The following is a 24,234-nucleotide window of genomic DNA, read 5'->3' on the forward strand; positions in this document are numbered from 1 at the left end:
AAACTGAAAATCAGGGGATCGACATGAGCATCAGCGACCGCGTCATCGCAATCATTGCAGAGCAGGCCGTGCTGGAGCCATCGGATGTGACGCCCGAAAGCACGCTGGAAGATCTGGGAATCGACAGCCTTGGTCTGGTGGAAAGCATATTCGCCATCGAGGAAGAGTTCGACATTTCAATTCCGTTCAACGCCAATGAACCCGAGGCTAACGATTTTGACATATCCAATGTCGCTGCGATCACTTCCGGGATCGAAAAGCTCGTGTCTGAAAAGGTCTGACTGACGCTCATGAAACGTGTTGTCATTACCGGCGCAGGTACGATCAATTCACTGGGCCATTCGGTTCCTGACACGCTGGAAGCCATGCGCGAAGGCCGTTGCGGCATCTCGGAACTGGAATTTCGGGACGTTGATCGGTTAGCCATCAAAATCGGCGGGCAGGTTCGCGGCTTTGAGGCTGAAGGTCGGTTCAACCGTCAGCAGATGTCGCTGTATGACCGGTTCACTCAATTCACTCTGACCGCCGCCAAAGAGGCCATCGATCAGTCCGGCATCGAGTTTCACGGAGAGTTGGCCGCAAAATCAGGTGTTGTTCTGGGGACCGCCGGCGGTGGCGTATCGACCTGGGATGACAATTATCGCTCGGTTTATGAGGACGGAAAGAACCGGGTACACCCGTTTGTTGTTCCCAAACTCATGAACAATGCGGCGGCCAGCCATGTTTCCATGGAACACAACCTCAAAGGCCCCAGCTTCACCGTGTCGACTGCCTGTGCGTCCTCGAACCATGCCATGTCTCAGGCCTTTCAGATGGTCCGAAGCGGCATGGCCCCGGTCATGATCACAGGCGGGTCCGAATCCATGTTGTGCTTTGGAGGCGTCAAGGCCTGGGAAGGGTTGCGCGTCATGTCCAAGGATGCGTGCCGACCGTTCAGCGCCAATCGCAACGGAATGGTACAGGGCGAAGGGGCCGGGGTCTTTGTTTTCGAGGAATACGAACACGCCCGCGCCCGTGGCGCCGAGATCATGTGCGAAGTCGTTGGTTTTGCCATGTCATCGGATGCGGCCGATATCGTGATGCCCAGCAAGCAAGGGGCTTCACGGGCCATGTCAGGTGCCTTGGCTGATGCCAGATTGAATGCAAGCGATGTGGGTTATATCAACGCGCATGGCACCGGGACGGCTGCGAATGACAAAACCGAATGTGCCGCCGTGGCGGATGTTTTCGGGCCCCATGCTGACGACCTGATGATATCGTCGACCAAATCCATGCATGGTCACCTGATTGGTGGAACCGGTGCGGTGGAACTGTTGGCATGTATCATGGCGCTGCGGGACGGTGTGATCGCACCCACCATCGGATACGAGGAACCCGATCCGGAATGCGCGCTTGATGTTGTGCCGAACGAAGCTCGGGAAGCCAAAGTTGACGTCGCGCTCAGCAATGCGTTTGCTTTCGGCGGGCTGAATGCGGTTTTGGCGCTGAAGCGGATATAACGAACAACGTACAAAACAAGGCCGCCGCATTCAGAGCGGCCTTTGTCTGCGATCTGTCAGTTTTGCAGGACTTCCAGCTGATCGTAGCCACTGGTAAATCCAGCCAGCGACATTTCGATTTGCAAAAGTTGGCTCGGGGCCAGAATTGACACCAGCGAGATTGTTGCCTCACTGCCCGCTTTCATGGCGTCTATATCGCCTTGCGTAAAGCCCAATTGCGCGACGCAGCCTACTGGGTTGCAGTGATGATAGTTGTATCTTTTACCCGGTGCGCCGTCTATGGACACAGCAATTTGTGCTTGCAGCATGGTCTCCAGCGGCACAGTCAACCTAGCTCCGGCAACGGCCTCCGCTCCTTCGGGAAGCTTGTTGATCGAGATTTCCGCAATCGGCTGGCCCTCGGCGCCGGAAAGAACTTGACGCAGCAGGCAAGGATCGTCGCCTTCTTCGGTCCGTAGACAGGTTATATTCCAAGCACCGCTTGTTTCTTTGACGTATTGCTCGCCGATACGTGGGCCAGTCTCTCCCAGATCCAGTTCTTGCGCGGCTTCGGTTTGGGCGGGCTCGGCCTGCTGCGGACTTTCGTCGTTGGCCTCTTGGGCATAGACTGCGCTGCTAAGAAAGGCGACGGCCACTGTATTTGCGGTTAGAAGTTGCTTGATCATGAATGCCTCGACTTGATGCTTGAGCTTTTTGCTTCGTTTAACACTCTTCTGAACTGGTGTCAGGCACTAACAGAACGGCTGGTCTGAACGTGAACGGATTCTTGCCAGAACACCAGAAACCAACTGCCCTGAGACAGAAAAAGAGAGCTGCATAAGCCAGCTCTCTTTTCCAAAAGGTTCTCCCCGTCGGACTGGCCGACTTATTTATGCGCAAACCCTACGAGAGGGTCGCAGACGGGTCAACAGCTATCCTCAAATTTTAATACTGCGGTCAGAGCTTTGAAACCATTTTTGAACCTGCAAAAAAGCCGTGCCCGAAGGCACGGCCAGTCGACAGGGAGGAAGTCTGCCCCACGTGAAGGAAACAAACGCGGGGCAAATTGACTATCGCAGTCAAAGGTTAACTTTGTATGCTGGTCAAGGATCGGTGAAACATAAGGCAATGTTAATGGGCAAGAATATATTTTTGGGTGGCGGAGGCGAAGGCTATGGCCAGCCGCAGGAACTGGCACTGAAATATGCCAACCGCCATGGGCTGATTGCCGGCGCCACTGGGACCGGTAAGACCGTAACGTTGCAAATCCTCGCGGAAGGGTTTTCCCAAGCCGGAGTTCCAGTGTTTCTGTCCGATGTCAAAGGTGATCTGTCGGGCCTGGCTTTGCCCGGAAGCGACGCGCAAAAACTGCATCAGGCATTTATGGATCGTGCCAAACGCATAGGGTTCGACGATTTTGCTTATTCCGCCTGCCCGGTTACGTTCTGGGATCTTTTTGGTGAACAGGGGCATCCAGTGCGGACGACGGTCACTGAAATGGGCCCGTTGCTGCTGTCCCGGTTGATGGAATTGAGCGAAGCGCAGGAAGGTATCCTGAACATCGCGTTCCGCGTGGCCGATGAAGAGGGAATGCCTCTTCTGGATCTCAAAGACCTTCAGGCGCTGCTGGTCTGGATCGGCGAGAACCGGGCCCAGCTTTCATTGCGATATGGCAATGTATCGACATCTTCGATCGGCGCGATCCAGCGGCGATTGCTGGTATTGGAAAACCAGGGTGGAACAAAACTGTTTGGCGAACCCGCGCTGGATCTGTCCGATCTGATGCGCACCGATGAAAACGGGCAGGGGATGGTGAACATCCTTGCTTCGGACAAACTGATGGCAGCGCCACGGCTTTATGCGACATTCCTGCTGTGGGTGCTGAGCGAATTGTTTGAGGAGCTTCCCGAAGTCGGTGATCCTGACAAACCCAAGCTGGTGTTCTTCTTCGACGAGGCGCATCTGTTGTTTGACGGCGCTCCGAAAGTGTTGGTGGACAAGGTTGAACAGGTTGCGCGCCTGATCCGGTCCAAAGGGGTGGGTGTCTATTTCATCACCCAGAATCCCGCCGATATTCCCGAGGATATTCTGGGGCAATTGGGCAATCGCGTTCAACACGCTTTGCGGGCCTTCACGGCGCGTGACCGAAAGAACCTGCGTCTGGCGGCTGAAACCTATCGCGAAAACCCCGCCTTTGACACCGAAGCCGCAATTCGTGAGGTGGGCGTTGGTGAGGCTGTCACGTCGATGCTGCAGAAAAAAGGTGTTCCCGGAATTGTCGAGCGCACATTGATTCGTCCGCCGGGTTCCCAGTTGGGGCCCATTTCTGATGCGCAGCGGAGGGCCATTCTCGATGCCTCGCCGATGGCGTCTAAATATGACGATGGTATTGATCGAAAATCGGCCTTTGAAATCCTCCAGGCTCGGGCCGAGGCGGCCGCCAAGGCCGCTGAACAGGCAGAGGCCGATGAAGTTCTAGAGGCACAATCACCGATGGAACGAGAGTATTCTTCGGCTCGCAGATATTCGGGAAGCCGGGTCGGCAGATCCTCGTCCCGGGTGCAACGGCGGAAAGACACGTTTGCATCGGCGATGACCGACGCAGTTATCAAAGAACTGAAAGGAACGACCGGACGCCGAATCGTTCGTGGTATTCTGGGTGGATTGTTCCGCAACAGATGACGGAACGGCGCCCATCAAGGGCGCCGCAATATTTACTTCAGACGGCGCTGGCCTTCCCGACGGCAGTAGGCGTCAGCCTCCGGCACGGACATTTTCGAAGCCGGGAAGTCAATCGCCCGGTCCCAGGTCACCCGGTCGTGACGATATAGCTGACAGGTTACGACACCTTTGGGCGTTTGAACTTTGACGGGAGTTGTTTCAAGTTCTTCCGGAGTGGGAATGCAGGCGGTTGTTACGATGGCAACAACCGGAAATAGAAGCAGTGTCTTGAACCGTGGTGCTTTCATTTTTGACTCTTTTCAAAACGTGTAAATGATCGTTACAGATCGGCGTAGACGGATGTGAGTGCCGGCGACATACCGCAAAAAGAAATCACTGCGGTGTGTCCGTTTATTCAAAAAATCGTTAAGAATCAAGAAACCGCGCCGGATAAGAGGCGCGGTTTCGCATATTGAAGGTGGAAGCGATCTATTTCTCTGGGATCAGCCCTCTTGGGCTGAATCTGAGAACAATCAACAGGATCAGACCCATCGTGAACAGACGCATATGTGCGGCGCTGTCCAACAGGTGGACTTTCAATGCACTTCCGTCCGGCAAGCCGGCGGTAATGACATTCATCAGCCACAAGCCGATCGGTTCAACCTGAACCCACAGGAACCAGATGAGGAATGCGCCCAGAACGGCCCCGAAGTTGTTGCCCGAACCACCTACGATCACCATCACCCAGACCAGAAAGGTAAAGCGCAGCGGTTGATACGCGCTTGGCGTCAACTGGCCGTCCAGCGTTGTCATCATCGCACCCGCGATACCGCAAACAGCCGAACCCAGTACGAATATTTGCAGATGACGACGGGTGACATCCTTGCCCATGGCCTCAGCCGCCACTTCATTGTCACGGATTGCGCGCATCATCCGGCCCCACGGGCTTTTCAGCGCCATCTGAGCCATCCAGAGTAGAACCAGAAGCACAATCAGGAACAGCAGCGAATAACCGAGTTTGACCGAAAGGGTGGATGCGGTGACGGGGTCCAACCCCAACCATTCGGCCCGCGCCAGAAAGGCCGGGTCGTTCTGCAAATCCACTTCGTAGCCCACAACAGGGGACGGGCGTGGGATGCCGTAGACATTCTTGACGCCCCGGGCCAGCCAGTCTTCGTTTTTCATGACCGCGATAATGATTTCGGCGATACCCAATGTGGCAATCGCCAGATAATCCGAGCGAAGGCCCAGCGCCGTTTTACCGATCAGCCACGCAGCACCCGCCGCCAGCAAACCACCCGCCGGCCAGGCCAGCAGAACCGGCAGATTCAAACCTCCGATATTGCCGGCAATTGCCGGGTCGATGGCCTCGACCGCGGCAATGCTGGGATCGAACACCGCGCGATAGACAAAAAAGCCCACGACAAGAACGGCGATGATCGTCAGGGTTTGCACACGGCCCTTCGGCAGCTTTGTTGCCACCAGAACGGCGGCAACCACTGTCGCGGCGCCCAGCAGCAAAGACAGAACGATGCCATAACCTCCGGCGGCCCAAGCACCGGGCGTGGGCGGCGTTGAAACCAGTACGACGGCCAGACCGCCCAGTGCGACAAAGCCCATCACGCCCACATTGAACAGACCGGCAAAACCCCATTGCAGGTTTACTCCGATCGCCATGATGGCGGAAATCAGCCCCATATTCAGGATCAGGATCGCGGTGTTCCAGCTTTGCGTGAAACCGGTCAACAGGATCAGGCCGCCGACAATTGTGAACAGCAGCGTGTTTTTGACAGAGTCGGTCATACGGCCTTTCCCTTGAAAAGTCCCGTGGGCTTGAACAGAAGCACGATCAGCAGGATGACAAAGCTGACCGCGAATTTGTAATCGGTCGAGAGAAGTTGCACCAAACCTGACGGCGCCAGACTTTCAGGCGACACATAGGTCAGCACCTTCTTCCAAGCGTATGTTATCGTCACTTCGGAAAACGCGATGATAAACCCGCCTGCGATGGCGCCCAGAGGATTGCCCAAACCACCCACGATGGCCGAGGCAAAGATCGGCAGCAGAAGCTGGAAGTAGACGAAGGGTTTGAAGCTTTTGTCCAGCCCGTAAAGAACGCCAGCAGTTGTGGCCAGTGCCGCAACGATGATCCATGTGATCATCACCACACGTTCCGGGTTGATGCCTGACAACAGCGCCAGATCCTCGTTGTCCGAATAGGCCCGCATCGACTTGCCGGTGCGCGTCTTGTTCAGAAACCAGAACAGCAGCGCCACGGCAACAACGGCCACGATCACCGTGATGCCTTGCGACGTCTTGATGGCGAGACCCTCGCGCAGACCGGTCATCGCCTTGAAATCGCGCGCCGAAACAATGAACCGAGCCCCATCCGAAAACCGTTGGTCATCCGGCCCGATGATAAACCGGACAAGGCCGTTCATGATGAACATCACGCCCATGGAAACGATCACCAGAATAACGGGCTTCGCCTTCTGTTCGCGGTAGAATTTGTAGACCAGCCTGTCGGTGATCAGCACCAGCACGATACAGCCCAAGATGGCAAAGGGCAGGGCAAGCAGGGCGGTTGGCAACGGTCCAAAGCTGATCCCGGCAGCCTGCAACCCCCATGTGACCAGTACGGCGACCATCGCGCCAAAGGCCATGGTGTCGCCATGGGCAAAGTTCGAAAACCGCAGGATGCCGTAGATTAGGGTCACGCCAAGCGCGCCCAATGCCAGTTGGCTGCCATAAGCGACCGCTGGCACCAACACAAAATTCGCAAGCGCAACAAGCGCGTTGAGTAGATCCATTATTTCTTCTCACTGTCCGGGTGCGGCTTTATGGCACGACGCCGACGAAAGACACAACAATTTGGAACATGATTTTTAGGGCTTTATGCATGTTTTTATGCCGCTTGGCAGGCTTCGGACACGCTGGCAGAGGCCCCTTGGTTCTTCCCCAAAGAAAAAGACCGCGCCACACTGAGGGGCGCGGTCCGAAATCGTGAAAGATCGCGGGGCTAGGCACCGGTTTCCATGCATTGGCCGCGATCATTTTGCAGAACCGGGCGGCGGATAGACAGGTTGTAGGACAGATCCGGGCTTTTGACGAAGAACGTCATGACATGCTGCTCGGTCGTCAGAATGAACGTCAAGTTGTTCAGCCCCGGAAACACCTGCGCGTCCCCGGTCGTGTCACCGAATTTGACCGATCCCTTTTGCGCACCTTCGAACCGTGTCAGCCGATACTCGGTTCCATCAATTTCCGATGTACACACAAATTCGCGCTGCTGAGCGACGGCACCGGTTGCCAGTTGTGCGACCAGGGCGGCGATCATCCATTTTTTCATTTTGACTTCCAATTCTTGTGTCCCCAACCGGGGCGCGTTTCGGGGATTGGTTTAGGTGTTCGTGCGCAGCGATATTTTTGAAATTGGGCCTGATTAAAGCAGCAGATTGGCATTCGGCGCGTTTTCAAAGTCTTTTTTCCGCAACGGTCCGCGGGAGATTAATTGATATTTTTCAGATACCTAATAAAGGCTCTCATGTCCTGAGCCTCGGTTTGAAGCACCGGTTGCCATGTTCTGGCCTTCAATTTTGCGCATTGCGGTCAAGCAAAAGGACCAGCCGAGAATCTCGACTGGCCCCACATTAAAATCTTCCATTGAAAAGCGTCGATCAGCCGCCCAAAAACGACTTTCGCACCTCGGGGTCGGCCAGCAGTTCCTTGCCCGTTCCGGTATAGGCGTTGCGCCCCTGAACCAGAACGTATCCCTTGTCGGCAATCTCCAAGGCCTGGCGGGCGTTTTGCTCGACCATCAGGATCGGCAGGCCGGTGCGGGACACTTCGATGATCCGGTCGAACAGTTCATCCATCACGATCGGCGAAACGCCTGCCGTGGGTTCGTCGAGCATCAGCACCTTGGGCTGGGTCATCAGCGCGCGGCCAACTGCGACCTGTTGGCGTTGTCCGCCCGACAACTCTCCGGCGGCCTGATTGCGCTTGTCGCGGAGGACCGGGAAGAGGTCATAGACCTGCTCCATCGTCTGGCTGATGTCGTCGCGACGGATGAAGGCACCCATTTCCAGGTTCTCTTCCACCGTCATCGAGGTAAAGATGTTTTGTGTCTGCGGCACGAAACCCATGCCACGCATGACCCGGTCCTGCGGGGAGAGGTTGGTGATATCCTCGCCATCCAGACGCACGGACCCTGAACGGACATCCAGCATCCCGAACACAGCTTTCATCGCCGTCGACTTGCCCGCACCGTTTGGGCCGACGATGACTGCGATTTCACCCTTGTCCACGGCGATGGTGCAATCATGCAGAATGTCCGGCCCTTTGCCGTAACCACCCGTCATGGTGTCGCCGATCAGAAACGGGCCGCCTTCGACCTTATGCGTCGCACCACTTTTGCGATGGGCCGGGGTCATGGTGCCGACACCATGCGGATTGGTGATCGAGGCGTCCTTGTTGCCCTTGTCATCCTGATAGGGGTTGTCGCTCACGCGCCTGCCTCCAGTTTGTCTTTGTTCTTCAGGCCGGTGCCCAGATAGGCTTCGATCACGTGCTCGTTCGCCTTGATCTCGTCCAAGGTACCCTCGGCCAGTACCTTGCCTTCGGCCATGCAGATGACCGGATCACAGATCTTGCCGATGAAATCCATGTCGTGCTCGATGACGACGAAGGTGTATCCACGCTCCTTGTTCAGACGCAGGATCGTGTCGGCAATAGTCATCAACAGGGTGCGGTTCACACCCGCGCCGACCTCGTCCAGAAACACGATCTTGGCGTCCACCATCATCGTGCGGCCCAGCTCCAGCAGCTTTTTCTGACCACCCGAGACCTGGCCCGCCTTGTGGTCAGCCAGATGTTCAATCGTCAGAAACTCCAGCACCTCATCGGCCTTGGCCTTCAGCGCGCGTTCTTCATCAGCAATGCGTTTGCGGCCAAACCACGTGTTCCACAGCGACTCACCTGATTGCGCTCCGGGCACCATCATCAGGTTTTCGCGGCAGGTCATAGACGGGAATTCATGTGCAATCTGAAACGTGCGCAACAGACCCTTGTGGAACAATTCATGAGGGGGCAGATCGGTAATATCCTCGCCGTCCATCACCACCTTGCCGCTGGTCGGCGGCAGAACACCTGCGATCACATTGAACAGAGTGGTTTTTCCTGCCCCGTTGGGCCCGATCAGGCCGGTGATCGACCCTTTCTGGATTTCCAGCGATGCCCCGTCCACCGCATGAAATCCGCCGAAATGCTTGTGCACGTCCTCGACGACGATCATCTTTTCCCCTTGCCGCCTGTTCGGCGCTGTTGTCTCGACCCCGTTTGCCGGGTGCGGTCTTTTTTCATTGAAACAGCCCGGACACAAGGCCCGGGCTGCTTGCATTCATAGCTTTTGGCGATCAATCAACGGAAGTTGACGGTCTTGTTTTCACCGTCGGTCACTTCGATCTCACGATAGGACCCCGCGCTTTCGCCGGGGCCGATCAGCTCGACACCGGACGCACCGACATAGTCGATGTCCTGACCGTTTGCCAGCAATTCCAGACCCTTGGCCAGTTCGCCGGGATAGATCTTTTCTCCCGGAGCGTTGGCGACGTCCATGATCTTGCCGCCATAGTCGGCCGGATTGGTCGATCCGGCAGCCTGCATGGCCAGCATGAACAGAGCAGCAGCGTCATAGGATTCGGGCGAATAGGGCGACGAACCGTCGAACCCTGCGGCTTCGGCCATGGCGAAATACTTCTCGGCGCCTTCACCGCCCGAACCGGCGATCTGACCGAACGAACCGTTCAGGTCGGGGCCGACATTGGCCGGCAGCGAGTCACCGATCATGCCGCCGGGCAGGCCAAAGGTGTCAAACGCACCGCTGTCCAGCGCCGACTGGATGATGCCCAGACCGCCCTGATCCAGATAGCCCGCAACAACCAGAATGTCGCCACCGGCCGAGGCCAGAGCACCAACTTCGGCCGAATAGTCGGCCTTGCCATCCTCATGCGCTGCAACGATGGTCACTTCACCACCTGCTGCCTCGAAAGAGGTTTGGATCGCGTCCGCCAGACCCTTGCCGTAGTCGTTGTTGGTATAGGTCAGAGCGATCGAGTTGATGCCGCGATCCTTCAGGATATCCGCCATCACCTGGCCTTCGCGCGCATCTGAAGGCGCGGTCCGGAAGAACAGGCCGTTGTCTTCCATGGTCGACAGGCCCGGCGAGGTCGCCGAGGGCGAGATCATGACCATGCCATTCGGAATCGCGACATTCTGAAGGATCGCGCCGGTCACGCCCGAGCAATCGCCGCCGATGATGCCGGCAACACCGTCGGCAATCATGCGTTCGCCGTTCGAAGTGGCCAGACCGTTATCAATGCAGCCGGTGTCGGCGCGCGATGCGGTCACTTTGGATCCATCCAGCAGTTTTCCGGATTCGGTGACTTCCGCCATCGCCAATTCAGCGCCCGAACCCATTGCGGGTGCCAGCGATTCAATTGGGCCGGTGAATCCGAACAAAACACCAAGCGTAATGTCTTCGGCCAGCGCAGGTCCGGCCAGCAAAGCGGATGCTGCAGTTGCTGTAAGCAGCTTTTTCATATGGTTACTCCCTATTGTGAACGTATTCGTTCTGGCCACGAACCTAGGCAAGCTGCCCGGAAAAGAAAAGTCCTAACGCAATCGTGTTTTTATCGATCGGAAATCTATCTGTTTTGTTAGGGTTTGCCTAAGATTGTCCGGAGAAGTGTCAACATGCTCAGAGCTGCCGCGATTCTGTTCTTCACTATTTACAGTGAAAGCGCCTTGGCACAGGCGTTGTCGACCTCGGTCGGGAAAATTGAACTCACCGAAATGGCAGGTGGGCTGGATACGCCCTGGGCCGTCGGCATCTTGCCTGACGGCAGTTTTCTTGTCACCGAACGCGACGGAAACCTGTTGTATGTTCAGGGCGGAGAGGCGAATGCCATATCCGGCGTTCCCAAAGTCGCAGCTTCGGGGCAGGGCGGATTGCTGGACGTTACGATCCCGCGCGATTTCAATCAAAGCCGCGAGGTCTTTCTGACCTTTTCAAAACCGCAAAAGGGTGGCGCGGGCACGGCTGTCGCGGTGGCGCGCCTGTCCGAGAACGGCACGCGCCTGACGAATCTGCGGGTCATTTTCGAGGCTTCCCCCGGCGGATCAGGCGGGCGGCATTTCGGCTCACGCGTTGTAGAAGCCAATGACAGCACTCTTTTTGTAACCATCGGAGATCGAGGGGATGCGCCACAGGCGCAGGATCGCTCGAACGCCATGGGTTCCGTAATCCGTATCAACCGCGACGGCTCGGTGCCTTCAGACAATCCTTTCATCGGGCAGGCAGATATCCGACCTGAAATTTGGACCTATGGGCACCGCAACCCACAGGGGGCCGATTTGGATACGCGCGGCCGATTTTGGGTGTCGGAACACGGTGCGCGCGGCGGTGACGAGGTGAACCTTGTCAAACCCGGCGCCAATTACGGCTGGCCGGTTATCTCTTACGGCACACATTATTCCGGAGAGAAGATCGGCGAGGGCACCAGCAAGCCCGGTATGGAACAGCCGCGCCTGTACTGGGACCCGTCGATCGCGCCGTCGGGGTTGATGGTCTATTCCGGCGACATGTTTCCAGAATGGCGGGGCGACATTTTCGTGGGCTCGCTGAAATTCGACTATATCGCGCGGCTGTCCGAAGATCCGCTGCGCGAGGTCGAGCAGATCAAGGGCCCCGAGACCGAACGGGTCCGTGACATCGTGCAGGCCCCGGATGGGGCGATCTGGTTCATTTCAGTCGGGCAGGGCGCGGTTTACAGGATGTCTGTCAAACAGTGACATACGAAGCATGCCAGCAGACTTTTCAATTCCATTTGCGCGTTTCCATCGTCGCAGTCACTCTGTCCAACAGGTTACACGGTTAAGGGGATATTAATGAGTGATTTCGACATTGAATTGTGCACAAGTATCCCGCCAAGAACCGAGCTGAATATGATTTTGGAGCAATATTATGCTCTTATCGCTCTAAGAATGCAGGGTATGGGGTTCGAATTGGATCCTTCCGCGCCGCAAAGCGCACTGGAGGAATTCTGGGCGAACACGGATGACTACATGCCTCCGAACGGATGCCTGATCGTCGCAAGAAACCACGGTGGCAAAATCGTGGGGTGTGGAATGATGAAACGGTTTGATCAGTCTACCGGCGAGTTGAAACGTGTATTTGTAACCGAAGACGCTCGGGGCACCGGAGTGGGGCGCGCATTGATTCAAGCACGAGAACAAGCCGCCAGAGCTATGGGGCTGAAGCGGTTGATCGCAGATACACTCACCCCAAATGTGGAAATGAGATCTTTGTATCCCAAGCTCGGGTTTGTGGAACTGGACACTCCGATCGAGACAACAACCTACAAAGATCAGCCCATGCTCCGACCGTACTTGCACTATTTCGTCAAAGAGCTTTGACGCTGGACCTTAGACTGACAGTCTTCCACTTTGCGCACCACGTTCGCGATAGGGCGTGGTGTTGTAATGCGCCCGGTAGCATTTTGAAAAATGGCTGGGCGAGGCGAAACCACAGGCCAGCGCCACGTTGATGACGCTCATATCGGTCTGCATCAGCAGGTTGCGGGCTTTGTGCAGGCGCAGTTCCATGTAATAGCGCTTGGGGGAACGGCTGAGATACCGGCGGAACAGACGCTCCAGCTGGCGGGTTGACATACCCACTTCCTTGGCAAGGATCGAGGGCGAGATCGGTTCTTCGATGTTCTTTTCCATCATCAGTATAACCTGGCTCAACTTCGGATGCCGCACACCGATTCGGGTCGGAGTTGACAAACGCTGCGTGTCCTGGTCGGTTCGAATCGAGGAATAGATCATCTGATCCGCCACCGCGTTGGCCAGATCCTCGCCATAGTCATCTGCAATCAGTTTGAGCATAAGGTCAATCGACGAGGTGCCGCCCGCAGTCGTCATGCGACTTCCATCGATCTGAAAGACGGCTTTGGTCAGTTTGACCTCGTCGAACTCTTCGATGAAACTGTCAGAGTTCTCCCAATGGATCGTTGCCTTCTTATTGTCCATCAACCCGGCCTTTGCCAGAGTATAGGCCGCAGTGCAGAGGCCACCGATCCGCAATCCCCTTCGCGCTTCACGCCGCAGCCAGTTCAGCACGCGCTTGGTGGTGGCCGCCTGAACGTCCACGCCACCGCAAATCAGAACAACGTCATCTCGCTGCAACTCCACCAGATCACTGTCAAGACTGAACTCGGTCCCGGCCGAGCAGGTTACCGTTTCTCCGCCTTCTCCTATCAGCTTCCAGGTGTAAAGCTGTCTGTTCGCCATGCGGTTGGCGATGCGCAGACTGTCAAGCGCCGAAGCAAAAGACAGAAGCGAGAATTTGTCCAAAAGGACAAACACGAAATTCCGGGGTGGGGCCGCAGTGTCTTCCACCGTGACAACTTGGCGTTGCTCTTGCATGGCGAGATGTCCTTGCTTCGCTGCTGGACGTGTGATTATCCAGCCGCAGATTTGACAGCCACCATGATCAAAGCTTGTTTGCGTCGTCAAGAGGCGCAAATGGGATATGGTCACTCTTCATTGCATTTTGTATAGAGACCACCTGAAAACTTCAGCGGAGATCAAAGCTATGACCGAATGGCAAAAATCGAACTGGCGCAACAAGCCCCGGGTTCAGATGCCAGATTATACCGACGCGGCCGCGCTGGCCAAGGTCGAGGCTCAGCTTTCAAAGTATCCCCCGCTGGTCTTTGCAGGCGAGGCGCGGCGTCTCAAACAGCATCTGGGTGCCGCCGGGCGCGGCGAGGCCTTCCTTCTGCAAGGTGGGGATTGCGCTGAAAGCTTTGAACAATTCAGCGCTGATGCGATCCGCGACACTTTCAAAGTGATGCTGCAAATGGCGATGGTTTTGACTTATGGCGCCAAGGTGCCAGTGGTCAAAGTCGGTCGTATGGCCGGGCAATTTGCCAAACCACGCAGTGCCCCGACCGAAGTCGTGAATGGTGTGGAACTGCCAAGCTACCGCGGCGACATCATCAACGAATTGGCCTTCACGCCCGAAGCCCGGATTCCGAATCCCAACAAGATGTTGCAGGCCTACACGCAGGCGGCGGCGACACTGAACCTGCTGCGGGCGTTCTCAACCGGCGGCTTCGCGGATATGAGCCGCGTGCATGCCTGGACTTTGGGTTTCGCGGATGAACAGGACGTTCAGAAATATTCCGAGATTGCCGATCGTATTCAGGACACCATCGACTTCATGGAAGCCGCTGGAATCACTGCGGAAACAACCCATGAATTCTCGACCGTCGAATTCTACACCAGCCACGAAGGGCTGTTGCTGGAATACGAAGAGGCACTGACGCGACTGGATTCCACCTCGGGCAACTGGCTGGCTGGCTCCGGTCACATGATCTGGATCGGCGACCGCACCCGTCAGCCCGACGGCGCGCATGTCGAGTTCTGCCGCGGGGTACTGAACCCGATAGGTCTGAAATGCGGCCCAACCACTACGGCCGAGGACCTCAAGGTTCTGATGTCAAAGCTGAACCCGGACAACGAAGAGGGGCGGCTGACCCTGATCGCGCGCTTCGGCGCGGGCAAAGCGGGCGAGCATCTGCCGCGTCTGATCAAGGCGGTCAAGGAAGAGGGCGCCAAGGTCACCTGGGTCTGCGACCCCATGCACGGAAACACGATCAAATCGGCCACGGGCTATAAAACCCGCCCGTTTGATTCTGTTCTGCGCGAGGTGCGTGACTTTTTCGGAGTGCATCAGGCCGAGGGAACCATCCCCGGCGGTGTGCATTTCGAAATGACCGGGCTGGATGTGACCGAATGCACCGGCGGTGTACGTGCCGTGACCGAAGAAGACCTGTCGGACCGCTACCACACCGCCTGCGATCCGCGCTTGAACGCATCGCAGTCGCTGGAACTTGCGTTCCTGGTGGCGGAAGAGCTGACCAACCTGCGTCGCAACGGCTCGAAACGCGCGGTAAGCTGAGCGCATCCGAAACACTGACAACAGCGGGCCATCGGCCCGCTGTTTCTGATCAAGGCAATTGGCGGGTCTCAATCGTCGCGAGACACCACCAGATGTAGATGGCCGGCAGAGCGCTTGAGTTCGCGTTGTTCCTCGGCAAAACCTTCCACAGGGCGTCGCAGTGTGGGCGCGGGAACCTGAATTTCAGAAACCGGTTTGATCCGCGTATCGGTCAGTGAAAACCGGCGCGGTGTCTTGCCGATTGCGCCATCGGCGATCATGACCCCCAAAATACGGCTGACATCCCCAAGGTCACTTTTCAGCGGCAGAAGGATCATCCGGGCCTGCATCCGGGTACGTCCCAACACCCCGTCCGAGTTCAGACTCAATTCGGCAACAGCAGGGGACGCAAATACCTGTTCCAGTACATCCTTGGTCTGCGCGCGGGCATCGGGTTGAAAGAACGCGGTCAACGGCATCCCCCGCACTTCCATCCCTGCAAGCGCGTTCAGATGGCTGCCTGCCAGACGAAAACGGGCCAGGCCGGGTGCGATGCGTTCCAGGATGAAAGTATATTCAAGAACATTCTCAAGACCGCGCGGGTCGATTTGAGACCGCATCGGCACGCTGTCGCCGCTCAACAATGCGGTCCAATACGCCTCGGCCTGGCGGATCGGCGATAGGCTGCGCCCACTGTCAAAGCGATCCATTGCGACGATCTTTCCAAATTCTGACCCGGAACCTATCCCGAAAAAGGTTTTCATTTTCATCACCCTACCGTCAATTGGCCGCCTTTTTCATAAAATGCAACACAATGGAAGCATCTACGGCCCGCAAACCATTGCTAAGGGTATTTTGACTCGGGTTAATTCAATTTTGGAGCAATTCTTTAACGAATGGTTAACTTGCGCCAAACAAATGCGTCTTCAGCAAACTCTTGCTCTGCACCAGTCAATGGCATTAGGTGCGCACATGCTCGAAACAGCTGGGGAACAGGAAAGGGCCATCATGATCAGATCCATGACCGGGTTTGCCTCGGGGAAGGGAACTTTTGGCCCGCACAGCTGGTCGTGGGAACTTCGCAGCGTAAACGGTAAGGGGCTGGACATGCGTCTGCGCGTGCCCGATTGGTTGACCGGTCTCGAAGTCGCGTTGCGGGCGTCCCTGTCCAAATCCCTGAGCCGGGGAAACGTGACCCTGTCGATGCGCTTGAACCGCGAGGATTCTGCCCCGGAACTGGCCTTGAACGAAACCGCGATGGCTGCGGCCCTGACCGCTCTTGAGCGAACGGAAGCGCTGGCAGCTGCGCGCGGCATCACGCTTGCGCCGTCGCGTGCGTCAGATCTTTTGGCGCTCAAGGGGATGATGGACGCAGGAACCGAGGCCGACGATCCGGCTCCGCTTGTTGCTCATCTGACGTCCGAATTCAAAGATCTTCTGGCGGCGTTCATAGATATGCGCAAAACCGAAGGGGCAGCTTTGGCCGCGGTCTTGAACACGCAACTGGATCAGGTCGCGGAACTGACGGCGCAGGCCGCAGAGATTGCCGAGCAACGCAAAGACAAGATGATCGAGGGGCTGCGCGAGAATCTCGCGCGGGTGCTGGAGAATGCGCAGGGCGCGGATCCCGATCGTGTCGCGCAAGAGCTGGCGATGATCGCGGTCAAGGCGGATATCACCGAAGAAATCGATCGCCTGACCGCGCATGTAGGGGCCGCTCGTGAGTTGTTGGCACAGGAAGGGGCCGTGGGCCGCAAGCTGGATTTCCTGATGCAAGAGTTCAATCGCGAAGCCAACACGCTGTGTTCCAAGGCGCAAAGCTCGGACCTGACATCGGTCGGGCTGGAACTGAAAGCGGTGATCGATCAGATGCGCGAGCAAGTGCAGAATGTGGAATAAGAATGGGAACGACTGACATGGCGGACCGCCGAGGCCTACTAATCATCCTGTCTTCTCCGTCCGGAGCGGGCAAATCGACCCTGGCCAGACGGCTGATGGCCTGGGATACGGATCTGGAATTCTCGATCTCGGCGACGACCCGTGCCCCGCGCCCCGGGGAAGAGCATGGGCGCGAGTATTTCTTCCTGTCCGAGGACGAGTTCAAACAGCAGGTCGCTGATGGGCAGATGCTGGAACACGCCCATGTATTCGGAAACTTCTATGGTTCGCCTGCCGAGCCGGTCAAAAATTCGATCAATGCCGGTAAGGACGTATTGTTCGACGTCGATTGGCAGGGCGAAGTGCAGATCCGGAATTCGGATCTGGGCAAACACGCGTTATCGATTTTCATTCTGCCGCCGTCCATCCCCGAGCTGCGCCGCCGGCTGGAAACGCGCGGGCAGGACAGTGATGACGTCATCGCCCGTCGGATGCTCAAAAGCTGGGATGAAATCAGTCACTGGGGCTATTACGACTACGTCCTGATCAACGATGACCTCGAGGCAACCGAAGAAAAGCTGAAAACCATCGTCAGCGCGGAACGGATGCGCCGCATTCAGCAACCCAGGTTGCAACAGCACGTCCGCAAGTTGCAGAGAGAATTCGAGGGACTGTCATGACAGTTTACGCTTTGGGCGAGCACGCTCCGCACATTCACGACGACACCTGGGTCGCGCCGGATGCCAATCTGATTGGGAAGGTTGTGCTGGAGCAGGGAGCCTCGGTCTGGTTCGGCTGCACGATTCGCGCGGATCACGAAGAAATCCGGATCGGCGAGGGCAGCAACGTTCAGGAAAACTGCGTGATGCATATCGACGCCGGTTTTCCCCTGATGATTGGTCGAAACTGCACCATCGGCCACAAGGTGATGCTGCATGGCTGCACCATAGGCGAAAACACGTTGGTCGGAATGGGCGCAATCGTCCTGAACGGGGCAAAGATCGGCCGGAACTGTCTGATCGGAGCAGGGGCCCTGATCACGGAGGGCAAGGAAATCCCCGACAATTCGCTTGTCATGGGATCGCCGGGCAAGGTCGTACGCCAGCTTGATGAGGCTGCGGCGCAAAGGATCACGTTCAGTGCGCTGCACTATCAGGAGAACATGCGCAAATTCCGCGATACCCTGAAACCTGCGCTTTGACGCGAAGGAATGAGTGGGTTTTGACGCATGACCGAAGACGTTCTTAAGGACATTGTTCTTGCGATCCCGTTGCCGGCGCTGATGGTGGATCAGACCGAACGGATCATTGCCGCGAACACAGATGCAACGTCCCTTCTGGGCCAGAACATTGTTGGACGTCATTTTGCGACCATATTGCGACAGCCACAGGTTCTGGACGCGATCGAGCAAAGCCTGACAAGCAGAAGCGCAAAGAAAGCACGTCATCTGTCCAATGACGGTGCGCAGGACACAACATACGCAGTTGAATGCAGATACATGAACGGGGTCGCTTCGGAAGGGGCCGTTATGGTCACGTTTCAGGATACCACCCATCTGGAACACGCCAGCCAGATGCGGCGGGATTTCGTGGCCAATGTCAGCCATGAATTGCGCACACCGTTGACTGCCTTGATGGGGTTTATCGAAACCTTGCGCGGTCCGGCCCGGGATGACCCCGCCGCGCGTGACCGGTTCCTCAAGATCATGGCCGATGAGGCCAACCGGATGAACCGTCTGGTCGGGGATCTGTTGTCGTTGAACCGGGTCGAAAGCGAAGAACGTGTTCGACCCAGGCAACAGCTGGAACTTACCGGTCTTCTTCAATCCACGATAAACTCGCTGCGGCCCCTTGCCGAAGACGCCGGTGTGGTTTTGTCGCTGGACGTGAAAAACGGCCCGCTTTCAGCCACCGGTGACGGCGACCAGTTGCGACAGGTTTTCACCAATCTTATCGAGAACGGGATCAAGTATGGTGCCAGTGGCGGTAGTGTTACGGTACGTGTCCTGCCGGTGGACAGGGATCCGGCGATGCGCGGCCCGGCGGTCCGAATCCAGTTCATAGACAAAGGCCCCGGCATAGATGCCGTTCACCTGCCGCGCCTGACAGAGCGATTCTATCGCGCCGACAGCCACAGGTCGCGGCAGCTGGGCGGAACCGGGCTTGGCCTTGCGATCGTGAAGCATATCGTCAATCGCCATCGTGGAAGACTTCGTGTCGAAAGCGAATTGGGAAAAGGCTCTGTTTTTACGGTTATTTTGCCCCGTTGAAACAGCTTGGAATGTAAGTCTGCTTTTGATCTGACCCCGTGGGGCATTGGCGTTTCATTGGAAAAAACGCAAAAAAACCCCTGCTGTCATAAAACCGTTACGCATGTGTCACAAAAGGCTTACGCACGCGCCATAGGGGTCCCCGCAGGATCATCATGGTGGTGATCAAGCACATCTTTTCAGGGAGACTGAAATGTCCTTTGTAAAACTGTCGGCATCTGCGCTGGCTATCGCTGCCGTCTCGGCGACCACTGCTGCGGCGCGTGACAATGTTCAGATCGCCGGTTCGTCGACCGTTCTGCCTTATGCCTCGATCGTAGCCGAACTGTTCGGTGAAAACACAGACTTTCCAACTCCGGTTGTTGAATCCGGCGGTTCGTCGGCTGGTCTGAAGCGGTTCTGCGAAGGCGTTGGCGAAAACACCATCGACGTTGCAAACGCATCCCGCGCGATCCGTGAAAAAGAGATCAAAGCCTGTGCCGAAAACGGTGTGACCGACATCATGGAAGTCCGCATCGGTTATGACGGCATCGTATTCGCAAGCCAGCAGACCGGGCCTGCCTTTACCGCGTTCGAACCGTCCGACATTTTCAACGCTCTGGGTGCAAAAGTTCTGAAAGACGGCCAGATCGTTGACAACCCGTACAACACCTGGGCCGAGTTCAACCCGGAACTGCCCGATGTTGAAATCGCAGGCTTTATCCCGGGCACCAAGCACGGCACCCGCGAAGTATTCGAAGAAAAAGTTCTGCTGATCGGCTGTGAAGAAACCGGCGCCATGGAAGCCATGATCGCGGGCGGTATGAGCGAGGACGACGCTGAAGACGCCTGTCTTGCGGTTCGCACCGACGGCAAATCGGTCGATATCGACGGTGACTACACCGAAACCCTGGCGCGTATCGACACCAACCCCAACGGTATCGGCGTGTTTGGTCTGGCGTTCTACGAGAACAACACCGACAAGTTGAAGGTTGCCACCATGTCGGGTGTCGCACCGTCGACCGAAACCATCTCGACCGGCGAATATCCGGTTTCTCGCCCGCTGTTCTTCTACGTGAAGAAAGCTCATATCGGCGTGATCCCGGGCCTGAAGGAATACGCGCAGTTCTTCACCCATGACGAAATCGCCGGTCCGTCGGGCCCGCTTGCCAACTATGGCCTGGTCGCCGATCCCGAACTGGCAAAAACTCAGGACGCGATCTCCAACGAAGTCACCATGGGTTCGGGCAGCTGAGCCTGACGTCAGTTTAACGCAAATAGGGGCGACGGATCAGTCGCCCCTTCACTGTCTTTTTACTACACGCAATCGAAGGCAATGGGGGTGTTATGCCGATACTTTGGCTCTTTCTGATCGTTTCGGCGATCGCGGCTGTCGGCTATCTGTTGGGACGCAAACGCGCGCTGCAAAACGCTGGTGGTGACAGTCGGAATCTGCATTCCCTGCCTTCATTTTATGGTGCAAACGTTGCGCTGAAGACGCTTGTGCCGGCCTTCGGCCTCTTGATCGTGTGGCTGTTGGCGCAGCCTTTCTTTCTCAATGCGCAGGTGTCGGGCATGATATCCGACTCCGTGATAAAGGAAGGTTCCTCTCGCAGCCTGGTGATGGCCGAAGTACGCCGCACAGCCGCCGGGCTGGACAATGCGGTTGCGCAAGGAAACCTGACCGAGAACGCCGCCAGTGATGCCGATGCGAATGTCGCCGAGATCACCCAGCTTTTGAAGGACGCGGGGCAGGTGGTGACCTCGGACATCACTCAACCGGTATTGCGCGCTGCGCAGAGCTATCGCGCCATGAGCTCGACCGGGTATGCGATCATGTCCATTGCCGTTGTCGCGGTTGCCTTGATCGGTGCCGTAGCGGGCTGGTTGCAAACCAACGCCGAATACCGTGCGCGCAACGTTGTGGAACAGGGGGTTCGTGTCCTGCTTATGGCGGCCGCGTCGGTTGCCATTCTAACAACGGTGGGCATTGTCCTGTCTCTTGTGTTCAACACCTGGGAGTTCTTCAAACTATACCCGGCGTCAGATTTCTTTTTCGGCATGACCTGGGCGCCCAGCTTTTCGGGCCGCGGCGGGTTGTCCGAACTTGGTATCTTGCCGCTGCTGTGGGGGACGCTCTACATCTCTGTCGTGGCGTTGCTGGTTGCAGTGCCGATCGGGTTGTTTGCCGCGATCTATCTCAGCGAATACGCTTCGCCCCGCTTGCGCTCTGTCGCCAAGCCGCTGCTTGAGGTGCTGGCCGGTATTCCGACCATCGTTTACGGTCTCTTCGCTTTGTTGACCGTTGGTCCGCTGCTGTTGGATGTTTTTGGTGAAAATGGCCTGGGCTGGATGAAAGCCGGCACCGCCGTCATGACTGCGGGTCTGGTGATGGGGATCATGTTGATCCCGTTTGTCTCATCGCTGTCTGACGACATCATCAACGCCGTGCCGCAGGCAATGCGCGATGGTTCCTACGGTCTTGGCGCCACGCAATCGGAAACCATCCGTCAGGTCGTTCTGCCCGCCGCGTTGCCCGGTATCGTCGGCGCGATCCTTCTGGCGGCATCGCGCGCCATCGGCGAGACCATGATCGTGGTTCTCGGGGCAGGGGCCGCGGCCCGCCTCAGCCTGAACCCGTTCGAAGCCATGACAACCGTGACAGCCAAGATCGTCAGCCAGTTGACGGGGGACGCCGACTTTGCCTCGCCCGAGGCGCTGGTCGCCTTCGCACTTGGCATGACCCTTTTCATTCTGACCTTGGGGCTCAACGTGTGTGCCCTGTATATCGTGCGCAAGTATCGGGAGCAGTACGAATGACCGACACCAGTATGCAAAGCCCCCAATCCGGTCGCCATATGATCTCGCTTACGGCTCCGGATGAACGTACGACGAAACGTGCCAAAGCCGAGAAACGGTTCCGCGCTTATGGCATCGCCGCAATCGCAACCGGTCTGTTCTTTCTGGTTGTTCTGTTCGCTTCGATCCTGTCGCAGGGGATTCCGGCCTTCCAACGCACGGTCGTCAGCATTGAATTCACACTGACCGAACCGCAGCGGGACGAGGCCGAAGGGGCCCTGTTCAAGACAAAAGTCTATTCCGACTTGTTCGTCGCCCAGTTGAACAGTGAACTTGCTGAACGCGGAATCAGCGTTGATTTTGATGAGGCCGCGATCGAGCGTCTTTTGGGTAAAGTCGGCGGAACGATCCGGACCTTCTATACAGAAAACCCTGACAAGCTGGGCCAGCCGGTTCAATTCGATCTGGCAGCATCCAGCCGGGTGGACGGATACTTCAAAGGCCGCGTATCCCGCGACACGATACAAGACAGCCGGTTTCTGCAAAAAAGCGATCTGGATCTGGTCGATGCGCTGGAACAGGCCGGCATCATCAAGCAGGCATTCAACTGGCCCTTCATCACCGGAGCGGACGCAGGCGTGGACAACCCCGGCGGCGCAGGCATCGGTGTCTCGGTTGTGGGATCATTCTTCATGATGCTGGTCGTTCTGTGTCTGTCTCTGCCGATTGGCGTTGCAGCTTCGATCTATCTCGAAGAATTTGCGCCGCAGAACAAGTTGACCGACCTGATCGAAGTGAACATTTCGAACCTGGCCGCGGTTCCGTCCATCGTCTTCGGTATTCTGGGCCTGGCCGTTTTCATTCAGTTCATGCACCTGCCGCAATCGGCACCGCTGGTCGGCGGTCTGGTTCTGACCCTGATGACGCTTCCGACGATCATCATCTCGACCCGCGCGTCTTTGAAGGCCGTGCCTCCGTCGATCCGCGACGCGGCGCTTGGGGTAGGGGCGTCAAAAATGCAGGCGGTGTTTCACCACGTGCTGCCGCTGGCTGCGCCGGGCATTCTGACGGGTACCATCATCGGTCTGGCGCAAGCCTTGGGAGAAACCGCACCTCTTTTGCTGATCGGCATGGTTGGATTTGTCGCGCGCGGTTATCCTGACGGCTTTCTGGCAGGCTTTACCGAGCCGAATTCAGCCATGCCCGCCCAGATCTATACATGGGCCGCACGTGCTGACGTTGGCTTTTACGAGAAGGCGTGGGGTGGGATCATCATACTTTTGATGTTCCTGCTGACCATGAATATCATCGCAATCATCTTGCGCCGCCGCTTTGAACGCCGCTGGTAAATGGGGGCTGGAATGAACGACATGACACGAGTGGAGAGAACCGTGGACTCCAAAGACATCAAGATCAACGCCAAGAACGTACAGGTTTTCTACGGTGAAACCCACGCCATCAAGGACGTGAGCGTTGAGATCGAAGACAAGACCGTCACGGCCTTTATCGGGCCATCTGGTTGTGGCAAGTCCACCTTCCTGCGCTGCCTGAACCGGATGAACGATACCATCGATATCTGCCGCGTCGAAGGCGACATCCTGCTGGATGGTGAAGACATCTATGATAAGCGTGTCGATCCGGTCCAGTTGCGCGCCAAGGTCGGGATGGTGTTCCAAAAACCCAACCCGTTCCCGAAATCGATCTATGACAACGTAGCCTATGGCCCGCGCATTCACGGCATGGCCCGCAACAAGGCGGAACTGGATGAAATCGTGGAAAAATCTCTGCGCCGCGGCGCGATTTGGGATGAGGTCAAGGATCGTCTGGATGCACCTGGCACCGGCCTGTCCGGCGGCCAGCAGCAACGTTTGTGCATCGCCCGGGCCGTCGCCACCGAACCCGAAGTTCTGTTGATGGACGAGCCGTGTTCGGCCCTTGATCCGATTGCGACCGCACAGGTCGAAGAGTTGATCGACGAACTGAGGTCGCGGTTTTCCGTTGTGATCGTCACCCACTCGATGCAGCAGGCGGCGCGGGTCAGTCAGAAAACGGCCTTTTTCCACTTGGGCAATCTGGTTGAATTCGGTGAAACCGGGCAGATTTTTACCAATCCGATAGATCCGCGCACGGAAAGCTACATTACCGGCCGCATCGGCTAAGCA

At 56.9% G+C, this 24,234-nt stretch carries 24 protein-coding genes; 14 read left to right on the forward strand and 10 right to left on the reverse strand.

Annotated features, from left to right (window positions below; genetic code table 11):
- The first annotated feature begins 23 nt into the window (after positions 1-23).
- The gene (locus GS611_RS03970; protein ID WP_171632416.1) at positions 24-281 is read left to right on the forward strand and encodes an acyl carrier protein; all 258 of its coding nucleotides are present in this window, start codon (positions 24-26) and stop codon (positions 279-281) included.
- Between the two features lie 9 nt (positions 282-290).
- Positions 291-1,499 (forward strand): beta-ketoacyl synthase, encoded by a 1,209-nt coding sequence (locus GS611_RS03975; protein WP_171632419.1) that lies wholly within the window; start codon positions 291-293, stop codon positions 1,497-1,499.
- A gap of 56 nt (positions 1,500-1,555) precedes the next feature.
- Here GS611_RS03975 and GS611_RS03980 read toward each other — a convergent pair whose 3' ends face one another.
- Positions 1,556-2,164, reverse strand: a complete 609-nt coding sequence (locus tag GS611_RS03980; RefSeq protein WP_171632421.1) for an invasion associated locus B family protein — start codon at positions 2,162-2,164, stop codon at positions 1,556-1,558.
- Positions 2,165-2,612: 448 nt separating this feature from the next.
- Here GS611_RS03980 and GS611_RS03985 point away from each other — a divergent pair, with 448 nt between their 5' ends.
- Positions 2,613-4,160 (forward strand): helicase HerA-like domain-containing protein, encoded by a 1,548-nt coding sequence (locus tag GS611_RS03985; protein ID WP_171632434.1) that lies wholly within the window; start codon positions 2,613-2,615, stop codon positions 4,158-4,160.
- A gap of 32 nt (positions 4,161-4,192) precedes the next feature.
- Here the strand turns inward: GS611_RS03985 and GS611_RS03990 are convergent, their stop codons facing one another.
- The 7 genes from GS611_RS03990 to GS611_RS04020 all read right to left on the reverse strand — a co-directional run bounded on the left by GS611_RS03990 (position 4,193) and on the right by GS611_RS04020 (position 10,739).
- Positions 4,193-4,447 carry a hypothetical protein gene (locus GS611_RS03990; protein ID WP_171632436.1) on the reverse strand — a complete coding sequence of 85 codons (255 nt, stop codon included), beginning with the start codon at positions 4,445-4,447 and terminating at the stop codon, positions 4,193-4,195.
- A 181-nt stretch (positions 4,448-4,628) separates the two neighbouring features.
- The gene (locus GS611_RS03995; protein WP_171632438.1) at positions 4,629-5,942 is read right to left on the reverse strand and encodes a branched-chain amino acid ABC transporter permease; all 1,314 of its coding nucleotides are present in this window, start codon (positions 5,940-5,942) and stop codon (positions 4,629-4,631) included.
- Entirely contained in the window at positions 5,939-6,949 is a 1,011-nt protein-coding gene (locus tag GS611_RS04000) for a branched-chain amino acid ABC transporter permease (RefSeq protein ID WP_152457997.1), read from the reverse strand. Before GS611_RS04000 ends, GS611_RS03995 begins: the two co-directional genes overlap by 4 nt.
- 209 nt (positions 6,950-7,158) lie before the next feature.
- Positions 7,159-7,488: a hypothetical protein gene (locus GS611_RS04005; RefSeq protein ID WP_171632441.1), complete on the reverse strand. Its 330-nt coding sequence runs from the start codon at positions 7,486-7,488 to the stop codon at positions 7,159-7,161.
- Positions 7,489-7,816: 328 nt separating this feature from the next.
- Positions 7,817-8,647: an ATP-binding cassette domain-containing protein gene (locus GS611_RS04010; protein WP_171632444.1), complete on the reverse strand. Its 831-nt coding sequence runs from the start codon at positions 8,645-8,647 to the stop codon at positions 7,817-7,819.
- A complete protein-coding gene (locus GS611_RS04015) occupies positions 8,644-9,432 on the reverse strand; it encodes an ABC transporter ATP-binding protein (protein WP_171632446.1) in 789 nt (262 codons plus the stop codon). The genes GS611_RS04010 and GS611_RS04015 overlap by 4 nt, the downstream gene beginning before the upstream one ends.
- A 125-nt stretch (positions 9,433-9,557) precedes the next feature.
- Positions 9,558-10,739 (reverse strand): ABC transporter substrate-binding protein, encoded by a 1,182-nt coding sequence (locus GS611_RS04020; protein ID WP_152457993.1) that lies wholly within the window; start codon positions 10,737-10,739, stop codon positions 9,558-9,560.
- Positions 10,740-10,892: 153 nt separating this feature from the next.
- On the opposite strand from GS611_RS04020, the gene GS611_RS04025 reads away from it, so the two are divergent.
- Positions 10,893-11,990 carry a PQQ-dependent sugar dehydrogenase gene (locus tag GS611_RS04025; RefSeq protein ID WP_171632449.1) on the forward strand — a complete coding sequence of 366 codons (1,098 nt, stop codon included), beginning with the start codon at positions 10,893-10,895 and terminating at the stop codon, positions 11,988-11,990.
- Positions 11,991-12,086: 96 nt separating this feature from the next.
- Positions 12,087-12,614, forward strand: a complete 528-nt coding sequence (locus tag GS611_RS04030; RefSeq protein WP_171632451.1) for a GNAT family N-acetyltransferase — start codon at positions 12,087-12,089, stop codon at positions 12,612-12,614.
- A 9-nt stretch (positions 12,615-12,623) separates the two neighbouring features.
- Here the strand turns inward: GS611_RS04030 and GS611_RS04035 are convergent, their stop codons facing one another.
- Positions 12,624-13,628 carry a GlxA family transcriptional regulator gene (locus tag GS611_RS04035; protein ID WP_171632453.1) on the reverse strand — a complete coding sequence of 335 codons (1,005 nt, stop codon included), beginning with the start codon at positions 13,626-13,628 and terminating at the stop codon, positions 12,624-12,626.
- Between the two features lie 169 nt (positions 13,629-13,797).
- Between GS611_RS04035 and GS611_RS04040 the strand changes: the two genes are divergently transcribed.
- Positions 13,798-15,168 (forward strand): class II 3-deoxy-7-phosphoheptulonate synthase, encoded by a 1,371-nt coding sequence (locus GS611_RS04040; RefSeq protein WP_171632456.1) that lies wholly within the window; start codon positions 13,798-13,800, stop codon positions 15,166-15,168.
- A gap of 68 nt (positions 15,169-15,236) precedes the next feature.
- On the opposite strand, the gene GS611_RS04045 is transcribed toward GS611_RS04040, so the two are convergent.
- On the reverse strand, positions 15,237-15,911 hold the full coding sequence (locus tag GS611_RS04045) for a PAS domain-containing protein (RefSeq protein WP_171632459.1): 675 nt from the start codon (positions 15,909-15,911) through the stop codon (positions 15,237-15,239).
- A gap of 244 nt (positions 15,912-16,155) precedes the next feature.
- Here GS611_RS04045 and GS611_RS04050 point away from each other — a divergent pair, with 244 nt between their 5' ends.
- The 8 genes from GS611_RS04050 to pstB all read left to right on the forward strand — a co-directional run bounded on the left by GS611_RS04050 (position 16,156) and on the right by pstB (position 24,231).
- Positions 16,156-17,046: a YicC/YloC family endoribonuclease gene (locus tag GS611_RS04050; RefSeq protein ID WP_171632461.1), complete on the forward strand. Its 891-nt coding sequence runs from the start codon at positions 16,156-16,158 to the stop codon at positions 17,044-17,046.
- Between the two features lie 17 nt (positions 17,047-17,063).
- On the forward strand, positions 17,064-17,705 hold the full coding sequence (gene gmk / locus GS611_RS04055) for a guanylate kinase (protein ID WP_152457986.1): 642 nt from the start codon (positions 17,064-17,066) through the stop codon (positions 17,703-17,705).
- The gene (locus tag GS611_RS04060; RefSeq protein WP_171632463.1) at positions 17,702-18,226 is read left to right on the forward strand and encodes a gamma carbonic anhydrase family protein; all 525 of its coding nucleotides are present in this window, start codon (positions 17,702-17,704) and stop codon (positions 18,224-18,226) included. Before gmk ends, GS611_RS04060 begins: the two co-directional genes overlap by 4 nt.
- Before the next feature lie 27 nt (positions 18,227-18,253).
- The gene (locus GS611_RS04065; RefSeq protein WP_171632465.1) at positions 18,254-19,294 is read left to right on the forward strand and encodes a cell wall metabolism sensor histidine kinase WalK; all 1,041 of its coding nucleotides are present in this window, start codon (positions 18,254-18,256) and stop codon (positions 19,292-19,294) included.
- Positions 19,295-19,487: 193 nt separating this feature from the next.
- Positions 19,488-20,528 carry a substrate-binding domain-containing protein gene (locus GS611_RS04070; protein WP_171632468.1) on the forward strand — a complete coding sequence of 347 codons (1,041 nt, stop codon included), beginning with the start codon at positions 19,488-19,490 and terminating at the stop codon, positions 20,526-20,528.
- 92 nt (positions 20,529-20,620) lie between these two features.
- On the forward strand, positions 20,621-22,093 hold the full coding sequence (gene pstC, locus GS611_RS04075; protein ID WP_171632471.1) for a phosphate ABC transporter permease subunit PstC: 1,473 nt from the start codon (positions 20,621-20,623) through the stop codon (positions 22,091-22,093).
- Positions 22,090-23,421 carry a phosphate ABC transporter permease PstA gene (gene pstA, locus GS611_RS04080; RefSeq protein ID WP_171632473.1) on the forward strand — a complete coding sequence of 444 codons (1,332 nt, stop codon included), beginning with the start codon at positions 22,090-22,092 and terminating at the stop codon, positions 23,419-23,421. The genes pstC and pstA overlap by 4 nt, the downstream gene beginning before the upstream one ends.
- 12 nt (positions 23,422-23,433) lie before the next feature.
- Positions 23,434-24,231, forward strand: coding sequence for a phosphate ABC transporter ATP-binding protein PstB (pstB, locus tag GS611_RS04085; RefSeq protein ID WP_152457980.1), 798 nt, complete (start codon positions 23,434-23,436; stop codon positions 24,229-24,231).
- The last annotated feature ends 3 nt before the right edge of the window (positions 24,232-24,234 follow it).

It is taken from the genome of Ruegeria sp. HKCCD6119 (genome assembly GCF_013110585.1).
In the GTDB taxonomy this organism is placed as follows: domain Bacteria; phylum Pseudomonadota; class Alphaproteobacteria; order Rhodobacterales; family Rhodobacteraceae; genus Ruegeria.

Coding starts and splice junctions, on each gene's coding strand:
- GS611_RS03970 (WP_171632416.1), top strand. CDS start 24: ATGAGCATCAGCGACCGCGTCATCGCAATCATTGCAGAGCAGGCCGTG.
- gmk (WP_152457986.1), top strand. CDS start 17,064: ATGGCGGACCGCCGAGGCCTACTAATCATCCTGTCTTCTCCGTCCGGA.
- GS611_RS03980 (WP_171632421.1), bottom strand. CDS start 2,164: ATGATCAAGCAACTTCTAACCGCAAATACAGTGGCCGTCGCCTTTCTT.
- GS611_RS04035 (WP_171632453.1), bottom strand. CDS start 13,628: ATGCAAGAGCAACGCCAAGTTGTCACGGTGGAAGACACTGCGGCCCCA.
- pstC (WP_171632471.1), top strand. CDS start 20,621: ATGCCGATACTTTGGCTCTTTCTGATCGTTTCGGCGATCGCGGCTGTC.
- GS611_RS03985 (WP_171632434.1), top strand. CDS start 2,613: ATGGGCAAGAATATATTTTTGGGTGGCGGAGGCGAAGGCTATGGCCAG.
- GS611_RS04000 (WP_152457997.1), bottom strand. CDS start 6,949: ATGGATCTACTCAACGCGCTTGTTGCGCTTGCGAATTTTGTGTTGGTG.
- GS611_RS04050 (WP_171632461.1), top strand. CDS start 16,156: ATGATCAGATCCATGACCGGGTTTGCCTCGGGGAAGGGAACTTTTGGC.
- GS611_RS04020 (WP_152457993.1), bottom strand. CDS start 10,739: ATGAAAAAGCTGCTTACAGCAACTGCAGCATCCGCTTTGCTGGCCGGA.
- GS611_RS03990 (WP_171632436.1), bottom strand. CDS start 4,447: ATGAAAGCACCACGGTTCAAGACACTGCTTCTATTTCCGGTTGTTGCC.
- GS611_RS04005 (WP_171632441.1), bottom strand. CDS start 7,488: ATGAAAAAATGGATGATCGCCGCCCTGGTCGCACAACTGGCAACCGGT.
- GS611_RS04065 (WP_171632465.1), top strand. CDS start 18,254: ATGACCGAAGACGTTCTTAAGGACATTGTTCTTGCGATCCCGTTGCCG.
- GS611_RS04060 (WP_171632463.1), top strand. CDS start 17,702: ATGACAGTTTACGCTTTGGGCGAGCACGCTCCGCACATTCACGACGAC.
- GS611_RS04045 (WP_171632459.1), bottom strand. CDS start 15,911: ATGAAAACCTTTTTCGGGATAGGTTCCGGGTCAGAATTTGGAAAGATC.
- GS611_RS04030 (WP_171632451.1), top strand. CDS start 12,087: ATGAGTGATTTCGACATTGAATTGTGCACAAGTATCCCGCCAAGAACC.
- pstB (WP_152457980.1), top strand. CDS start 23,434: ATGAACGACATGACACGAGTGGAGAGAACCGTGGACTCCAAAGACATC.
- GS611_RS03975 (WP_171632419.1), top strand. CDS start 291: ATGAAACGTGTTGTCATTACCGGCGCAGGTACGATCAATTCACTGGGC.
- pstA (WP_171632473.1), top strand. CDS start 22,090: ATGACCGACACCAGTATGCAAAGCCCCCAATCCGGTCGCCATATGATC.
- GS611_RS04070 (WP_171632468.1), top strand. CDS start 19,488: ATGTCCTTTGTAAAACTGTCGGCATCTGCGCTGGCTATCGCTGCCGTC.
- GS611_RS04040 (WP_171632456.1), top strand. CDS start 13,798: ATGACCGAATGGCAAAAATCGAACTGGCGCAACAAGCCCCGGGTTCAG.
- GS611_RS03995 (WP_171632438.1), bottom strand. CDS start 5,942: ATGACCGACTCTGTCAAAAACACGCTGCTGTTCACAATTGTCGGCGGC.
- GS611_RS04015 (WP_171632446.1), bottom strand. CDS start 9,432: ATGATCGTCGTCGAGGACGTGCACAAGCATTTCGGCGGATTTCATGCG.
- GS611_RS04025 (WP_171632449.1), top strand. CDS start 10,893: ATGCTCAGAGCTGCCGCGATTCTGTTCTTCACTATTTACAGTGAAAGC.